Annotated in this window: 7 protein-coding genes; 4 read left to right on the top strand and 3 right to left on the bottom strand. The window is 69.2% G+C overall.

The window, feature by feature from the left end; genetic code table 11:
* The coding region (locus R6V09_RS41320) for a biotin transporter BioY (RefSeq protein WP_317886631.1) at nt 1-359 on the top strand (359 nt) is incomplete at its 5' end.
* Between the two features lie 125 nt (nt 360-484).
* Here R6V09_RS41320 and R6V09_RS41315 read toward each other — a convergent pair.
* Nucleotides 485-1,222: an LPXTG cell wall anchor domain-containing protein gene (locus R6V09_RS41315; RefSeq protein WP_317886630.1), complete on the bottom strand. Its 738-nt coding sequence runs from the start codon at nt 1,220-1,222 to the stop codon at nt 485-487.
* Nucleotides 1,223-1,452: 230 nt separating this feature from the next.
* On the opposite strand from R6V09_RS41315, the gene R6V09_RS41310 reads away from it, so the two are divergent.
* Entirely contained in the window at nt 1,453-3,315 is a 1,863-nt protein-coding gene (locus R6V09_RS41310; RefSeq protein WP_442810247.1) for a serine/threonine-protein kinase, read from the top strand.
* A gap of 16 nt (nt 3,316-3,331) precedes the next feature.
* On the opposite strand, the gene R6V09_RS41305 is transcribed toward R6V09_RS41310, so the two are convergent.
* Nucleotides 3,332-4,774 (bottom strand): amino acid permease, encoded by a 1,443-nt coding sequence (locus R6V09_RS41305; protein ID WP_442810246.1) that lies wholly within the window; start codon nt 4,772-4,774, stop codon nt 3,332-3,334.
* Nucleotides 4,775-4,989: 215 nt separating this feature from the next.
* Here R6V09_RS41305 and R6V09_RS41300 point away from each other — a divergent pair, with 215 nt between their 5' ends.
* Together R6V09_RS41300 and R6V09_RS41295 are read left to right on the top strand one after the other, a co-directional pair.
* Complete coding sequence (locus tag R6V09_RS41300; protein ID WP_317886628.1) at nt 4,990-5,475, top strand: ribose-5-phosphate isomerase; 486 nt, start codon at nt 4,990-4,992, stop codon at nt 5,473-5,475.
* 68 nt (nt 5,476-5,543) lie between these two features.
* Nucleotides 5,544-6,353 carry an Fpg/Nei family DNA glycosylase gene (locus tag R6V09_RS41295; RefSeq protein ID WP_317886627.1) on the top strand — a complete coding sequence of 270 codons (810 nt, stop codon included), beginning with the start codon at nt 5,544-5,546 and terminating at the stop codon, nt 6,351-6,353.
* A gap of 238 nt (nt 6,354-6,591) precedes the next feature.
* On the opposite strand, the gene R6V09_RS41290 is transcribed toward R6V09_RS41295, so the two are convergent.
* Nucleotides 6,592-7,365 (bottom strand): sterol carrier protein domain-containing protein (locus R6V09_RS41290; RefSeq protein WP_317886626.1); only part of this gene is annotated, 774 nt, incomplete at its 5' end.

The raw sequence follows: 7,365 nt of genomic DNA, 5'->3' as shown, positions 1-7,365 counted from the left end.
CGCTCGCCCTGTACGCGCTGCTCGGCCTCGCCGGTGTGCCGTGGTTCGCCGGCGGCACCCACGGAGGCGGCGCCTCCTTCGGCTACATCATCGGCATGCTGCTCGCCTCCGCCGCCGTGGGCGCCCTGGCCCGCCGCGGCGCCGACCGCTCGGTCCTGCGCATGGCGGGCACGATGCTCCTGGGCGAGGCGATCATCTACGCCGTCGGCGTCCCGTACCTGGCACTCTCCCTGGACCTGTCGACGAGCGCCGCGATCGCCGCGGGACTCACCCCCTTCCTCCTCGGCGACGCCTTGAAGGCGGCCCTGGCGATGGGCGCGACTCCGACCGCGTGGAAGTTCGCCAACAAGCAGCGGTAGGGCCGTAGTTCCCGCGGAAGAGGTTCGTCCATCCGGGGCTGGGTGAACCCGGTCCGGAAACCGGTGGGACTTGCAGGGAGGGCCGGGTTCTCCCGCGACCCGGCCCTCCCTTGTCCGGCCCTGGCTCAGCTCTGGAGAGGCCGCTCGGGCCGTCGCTGGGACCAGTACAGGCCCGCCGCGCCCGCCGCGATCAGTGCCGCACCGGCCGCGCCCAGCGGCAGTACGTCACTGCCGACGCCGGTCTTGGGCAGTGTGTCGCCGCCCGGTGCCACCGGCTTGTTGTCGGTGCCGAGCAGCAACGGGGTGGCCGGGGCGTTCGGCGACGGGTTCGCCGTACCGAACGGGACCGGGCCCTGCTGCCAGAACGTCTTCTTGCCGTCGGCGGACATCACCGGCAGACAGATCTTCCCGGCCTTGCTCAGGTCGTACGTCGCGTCGACGGCGTACGACTTCGACTTCCCCGCGGCGAGCGCGCCGACGGAGCACTTGAATCCACTGTTCGAACCGGGCGGCAGATCCTTTTCGGCGATTGCCGAACAACCCTGCACGCTATTGACCTTGAGGCCGTCGAAACCGACGACCAGGAGATTGAGATCGCCGCTCGCCTTGGTCCCCTCGTTCTTCACCGTGGCGGTGATGGCCGTCTTTTTCGAACTGTTGTCGACAGAAATCGTCTCCGGCAGGAGCGTGGTCAGTTTCACACCCGCCGGTGCCGCGTCCATCGCCTTTCCGCCTTTGCTGCTTCCCGGTCCCTGGTCATCCGCCGAGGCGGTGAAGGAAAGGATCATCACCGCCGAGAAAGATGCCGTGAGCAGCGATCCTGTGATGGCCGTAGCGATGGTCGTCGCACGACGAGAACTCATGTTCGTCCCCCTTGCGTTCCCCTGTGTCCCCCTGGGACTGCGCCTGAATTCGCAGTACTTGAAGAGGTACCACAAGATTTCTCCGCACTATGCTGGTACGGCATGAAGTGTGACCATTGTGGGGGTGCAGCGGATTGCCGGGGAATACGGGGAACTTGAGGAGCGGTGGAACTCCGGGGCTATTGGTGACCGGGCGCTATCGACTGGCCGAAAGCATCGGCCAGGGGGGAATGGGGCGGGTGTGGCGAGCCGCCGACGAAATGCTCGACCGGCAGGTCGCGGTCAAGGAGATGCGCATCGACGGCCTCGGCGCGGAGGACACCCGCACCCGCCGTGAGCGCACCCTGCGCGAGGCGAGGGCCACGGCCCGGATCGACCATCCCAACGTCGTACGGGTCTACGACGTCGTGGACGAGGGCGAACGCCTGTGGATCGTCATGGAGTTGGTGGCCGGCCGCTCGCTGGAGCGGATCATGGCGGACGACGGTCCGATCGGCCCGCGCGAGGCCGCCCGCATCGGGCTCGGGCTGGTGGCGGCCCTGCGGCAGGTGCACGCGGGAGGCGTCCTGCACCGGGACATCAAACCCGGCAACGTACTGGTCGAGAGCCGTGCGCAACGCGTCGTGCTCACCGACTTCGGCATCGCGGCGATCCAGGACGCCACGGCGCTCACCATGGTCGGCACGCTCGTCGGCTCGCCCGACTACATGGCACCCGAGCGGATCTCCGGCCGCCCGCAGGGACCGCCCTCGGACATCTGGTCACTGGGCGCGACCCTCTGCGCGGCGCTCGGTGGCCGCTCCCCGTTCTCCCGAGACACAACCTTGGCGACCCTGCACGCGGTGCTCTACGAGGAGCCCGAACTCCCGCCCGCGGCAGGCCCGTTGCGGGAGGTACTGGCCGCGCTGCTGGAGAAGGAGCCGTCGGTCCGGCCGGGTCTTGAGGAGGTGGAGGAGGCGCTGAGTCCGGTCGCGTTTCCGACGGAGGCCGAGAAACTCGGTTCAGTGGAAACGCGGTTGGTGGAGGCACCCGAGAGGCCGGAGGAACGTGAGATCCATCAGGAGTCGCCCACTCCGGCCTTCCTGGAACCGTCGTTGGTCCGGGCGGCACGAGATCCCCGAGTGCACGATCCGGATCCCGATCCCGATCCCCAACTCGATCCCGACCCGCCCATCGAGGACGTCATACCGACACAACGTCCGGCGGTGGCCGGCGTCTCCCTTGTGCGCGCCGAGCGCGCCGAGCGCAGCGAACAGGCTCAACTCGTCGAACAAGCCGAAGAGTTGACCGAGCAGAAGCCCGTGTTCATTCCGAACCACCTGCCGGCCCCCCGCCTGGACCTGGGCCCCCACCCCGCCCGTCTGCCCGCCCCCGCCGAGCCGTTCACTCCGCGCCACACGCGCACGCGCACCCACCGCCGTATCGGACTGATCGCCGCCGCGGCCGTAGCCGTAGTGGGCGCGGTGGTCGGGACGATCCTCATGTACGGGAACGGCTCCTCCGACGACACGGCCACAGGCTCGGCGTCGAAGGCGCCGACCAGCGCGCCGGCGACCCCGACCGAACCCTCGGCCTCCGCCTCCGCCTCCGCCCCCGCCTCCACCGAACCGTCCGTTTCCCCGTCCCCGTCCCCTTCCCCCACGGTCGAGGGCACCTCACGCCCTCCGAGCCTGCCCCCGGGTACGCACCAGGAGGCGGGCGGGTTCGCGTGGGCGACGCCCACCGGCTGGCGGCGGGATCTGAAGACGGGGGCCGAGGTCCACTACACGTCCCCGGACGCCGGCCAGGAGCTCGTGGGCAAGTCCTCCCTCGCCCGCGGTGATCTGATGCGGACGTGGGAGGCCTCGGAGCGGAACGCCCACCAGGGGCAGGACTACCGGAAGATCCGCCTCGTCAGCACGACGTTCCGCGGCTATCCGGCAGTGGTCTGGGAGTACACGTTCACCCTCAAGGGCGTCCCCTGGCACGCCCGGCTGCTCGGCTTCGACGCGGACGGGAAGTCGTACCAGATCAACACCTGGTACCAGCCGGACGTGGAGACCCAGGCCCTGAAGACCTACGACAAGGTCAAGAACAGCTTTGTCGTGCTTTGAACGCAGGGGGGCGCTGTCAGCCCACGGACACCTTGTCGGTGTCGGTGTCCGTGTCGGCGACGGTGAGCCGCTGCCCGCCGCGCACCCGCTCCTTGATGACGGCGACCGCCAGCACGCCCGCCGCGACCGCCAACGACAACAGGACGGTCGTACGGCCGCTGCTCTCGCCCTCGGTGTCGGTGAGCATGTAGCCGAGGACGAACACGATCAGGGCGATCGTCGCCCAGGTCAGATACGGGTACAGCCACATCCGCACGACGAGCTTCTCCGGCGACTCGCGCTCGATGATCCGCCGCAGGCGCAGCTGCGACGCACAGATCACCAGCCACACGAACAGGGCGACCGCGCCTGAGGAGTTGACGAGGAAGAGGAACACGGTGTCGGGGAAGGCGTAGTTGAAGAACACGGCGACGAACCCGAAGACGACGGAGGCAATGATCGCCGCCATCGGTACGCCACGGGACGTGGTCTTGGCGAACGCCTTCGGCGCGTCGCCGCGTCCGCCGAGCGAGAAGGCCATGCGGGAGGCCGTGTAGAGACCGGAGTTGAGGCAGGACAGTACCGAGGTCAGCACGATGAAGTTCATGATCTGACCGGCGTGCGCGATACCGAGGGAGTCGAGGGCTGCGACGTACGAACCCTGCTCCTTGATCGACGGGTCGTTCCAGGGGAGCAGGCAGACGACGACGAAGATCGAGCCGAGGTAGAAGACGCCGATACGCCAGATGATGCTGTTGGTCGACTTGGTGACCGCGCGCTGCGGGTCCTCGGACTCACCGGCGGCCAGCGTGGCGATCTCGCTGCCCATGAAGGAGAAGACGACCAGCAGGACGCCGGTCAGGATCGCGCCGGGACCGTTCGGCAGGAAGCCGCCGTGGTCGGTGAGATTGCCGAGGCCCGCCTTGTCGGTGTGGGCGCCGGGGAGCACGCCGAAGATCGCCAGCGCGCCGACGACGATGAACGCGCCGATCGCCACGACCTTGATCCCGGCGAACCAGAACTCGAACTCGCCGTAGGAGCCCACCGATACGAGGTTCGTGGCGGTCAGCACCACCATCACGATCAGCGCCCAGCCCCACTGCGGTACGGCCGGGATCCACCCTTCGAGGATCTTGGCGCCGGCGGTCGCCTCCACGGCGAGCACGACGACCCAGAAGAACCAGTACAGCCAGCCGATCGAGAAACCGGCCCAGCGGCCGAGCGCGCGGTCGGCGTGTGCGGAGAACGAGCCGGACGTGGGGTTCGCGGCGGACATCTCGCCCAGCATGCGCATCACCAGCACCACGAGCGTGCCGACGAGCGCGTAGGAGAGAAGGATGCCGGGCCCTGCGGTCGCGATCCCGGAGCTCGAACCGACGAACAGGCCGGCGCCGATGACGCCGCCGATCGCGATCATCGACAGATGTCGGTTCTTGAGTCCGGCCTGGAGGCCGGAACCATCAGTCATGGGGGCAGTCATGGGGGGAATTCCTTTACGCCGGTTGGGATGCCGGTGGGGGGTGCCCGTACGAGCGGCGTACGGGTCGGTCCAGTGAATCGGAGGTAAAGGAATTCCAGAACCTTTGAATCCAGATCGTTACTTGAGGTTTCCTTGAGGTTGCCAGGTGTTGCCTGTATTTAACGAGGTCGGGCCCCGGAGCTGCTTCCCGGAAACAGCCGTGTCACACTCGTCCCATGCGCGTGTATCTCGGCTCCGACCATGCGGGCTTCGAACTCAAGAACCACCTCGTCGAGTGGCTCAAGGAGGCGGGCCACGAGCCCGTCGACTGCGGGCCGCACATCTTCGACGCACAGGACGACTACCCGCCCTTCTGCCTCCGCGCCGCAGAGCGCACGGCCGCCGACCCCGAGGCCCTCGGCATCGTGATCGGCGGCTCCGGCAACGGCGAGCAGATCGCGGCGAACAAGGTCAAGGGGGTGCGGGCGGCCCTCGCCTGGAGCGAGGAGACCGCGTCGCTCGGCCGGCAGCACAACAACGCGAACGTCGTCGCGGTCGGTGCGCGGATGCACTCGCGGGACGAGGCGACGAAGTTCGTCGAGACGTTCGTGGCGACGCCGTTCTCCGAGGACCCGCGGCACATTCGCCGCATCGACATGCTGACGGAGTACGAGACGACGGGGGAGCTGCCGGAGATCCCGGCGCACCACCCGCAGCAGTAGGCACGCTTTTCAAGGCCCACCCGTCAACTGACCGAGACGGGTGGGCGGGTGGGAAAGGAATTGCGTCAGTGCCAGAGGGGCACACGATCCATCGGCTTGCGCTGGACTACGCGAGCCGCTTCTCCGGCCGGCCGGCACAAGTCACCAGTCCCCAGGGCAAGTTCAGTGACGCCGCCGCACTGCTCAACGGTACGGAACTCACCCGCACCGAAGCCCACGGCAAGCACCTGTTCCTCGGTTTCCGCGACGCCGACTGGATCCACATCCACCTCGGGCTGTTCGGCAAGGTGAATTTCGGCGGAGTCCCCGCGCCCCCGCCCACGGACACCGTCCGCCTGCGCCTCGCCAACGACACGTCGTACGTCGATCTCCGCGGCCCCACCACCTGTGCCCTGATCACGGACACCGAGAAGCAGGCGATACACGACCGCCTCGGCCCCGACCCGCTGCGCCCGGACACCGATCCGGCTCCGGCGTACCGGCGTGTCTCCCGCAGCCGTACGACGATCGCCGCACTCCTCATGGACCAGAAGGTCATCGCCGGCGTCGGCAACGTCTACCGCGCCGAGGTCCTCTTCCGGCACGGCATCGACCCCTACCGCGCGGGCAAGGACATCACCCTCGCGGAGTGGGACGCGATCTGGGCCGACCTCGTCGAGCTGATGCGCGAGGGCGTCCGCAACAACCGCATCGACACCGTCCGCCCCGCGCACACCCCCGAGGCGATGGGCCGCCCGCCGCGCGTGGACGACCACGGCGGCGAGGTCTACGTCTACCGCCGGGCCAACCGCCCCTGCCACATCTGCGGCAGCGAGATCCGCACCGCCGACCTCGCCGCCCGCAACCTGTTCTGGTGCCCCAACTGCCAGAAGCCGTAGACCGGTTGCCGTAGTGCCAGGCCGTGTCCGCAAAGTCCCTCCCCCAGAGGGGGCCCCAGCGCCGCGACGCCCGGCACGCTCCCCCACTGCCTCAAGGGCGTGGGAGGTGCCCCCACTCGCCGCACCGGGCGAAAGCCCAAGTACGCCCAGTACGAGGACTTCCGCCCGGCACTCCGCCAGCCTCCGGACGCGGCAGGGCCCGCCCTTCGCGCGGACGACGGGACTTCGCGGACACGACCTAGAACCCGTGCGGCAGCCAGGGCGCGGCCGTCGAGCCGAAGGCCAGGGACGCCTCCGCCAGCGCGCCCGCCCGCAGCTCCCGCACCCGGCCGGCTCCCGCGAGCGACCCGAGGGACACCCCGCCGAGATACGCGGACCCCAACTCCCGTACGGACAGGGCGAGATCGGCCGGCTCCTCGGTCCGCTTGCAGGACGCGCCCTTCGCGTCGCCGGTGAGCCGCCAACGCCCCTCGTTCCAGGGGCAGAAGACGTCCTCGACCTCGAACACGACGTCCACCGGCGTCTGGTAGGTACGCGCCTCCAGCGCGGCCCCCAGATCCACCAGCCGTACGTGCAACGAGTCCTGCTGCCGGAGGCCGCACCTGCGGAGGTCGGAGACGAGATGCTGCCAGGCGTCGTCGACGGGACGGCTGCGCAGCGTCAGCTTCGACGTCAGGTCGATGTCGAAGAGGAACCGCCACAGCGCCGCGTACGCCACCGGGTCCAGCGCCTCCAGATCACGCAGCAGGACCTCGCCCCTGGGGACGGAGTCGGCCCACTCGGGTTTGACGAAGTACCGCGCGTAGCCCACGACTTCGCCTTCGCGCTCGGCGACCACGCACCGCAGCGGTGACGTGCCCTGCCGCTCGCTCTCCGGGTCCAGCAGCGGCAGGTTCTCCCACCCGGGTCGCCGCGCGAGCATCCCGGGCCGCCCGGCCACCTGCCGCGCGTACACCGCCTCGCACTGGTCGCGTACGGCGGCGGGCTCGGCGTAGCGCAGGCGTACGTCGTC

Origin of the sequence: Streptomyces sp. W16, assembly GCF_033194735.1 — a bacterium.
Classification (GTDB): Bacteria; Actinomycetota; Actinomycetes; order Streptomycetales; family Streptomycetaceae; genus Streptomyces.
This window is presented reverse-complemented; position numbering and strand designations above follow the sequence as displayed.